Raw genomic sequence first — 452 nt, 5'->3', positions numbered from 1 at the left:
ACAACGAGAACAGCGCCGCGGGCGCCGCACTGGGCCAAGTCCAAGCCGGTGACGTGGATGGCGATGACGTGACCTTCGCGATCAGCGCGGGTAACGACAATGGCTGGTACGCGATCGATCCGACCACCGGCGTAATCACGCTGACGCCGGCCGGTGCAGCCTCGCTGGCGAACGACTACGAGAGCACGGGCAACAGCCACACGATCACCGTGGTGGCCAGCGACGGCAATGGCGGTACGACCACCATCACCGTCACGCTCAACGAACTGGACGTCAACGAGGCACCGGCGTTTGAAGACCCGAACCAGGGCGGCACGCCGCCGGATCCGAACCAGCCGGGCACGATCTTCACTCCGCCGGGCGACGATGGTGCAGGCAACCCGACGCCGGCCAGCTACACGGTCAGCTACAACGAGAACACTGCTGCGGGCGTCGAGCTGGGCCAAGTCCAG

At 66.2% G+C, this 452-nt stretch carries 1 protein-coding gene; it reads left to right on the top strand.

Annotated elements, in window-relative coordinates; all coding sequences use genetic code 11:
• Positions 1 to 452: cadherin repeat domain-containing protein (locus PAN08_RS17980; RefSeq protein ID WP_269792870.1), on the top strand; the 452-nt coding region annotated here is incomplete at both ends.

The sequence above is a fragment of the Stenotrophomonas sp. Iso1 genome (assembly GCF_027497995.1).
In the GTDB taxonomy this organism is placed as follows: Bacteria; Pseudomonadota; Gammaproteobacteria; order Xanthomonadales; family Xanthomonadaceae; genus Stenotrophomonas.
The sequence above is the reverse complement of the archived record's forward strand: the minus strand, read 5'-3'. Positions and strand labels throughout refer to the sequence as shown.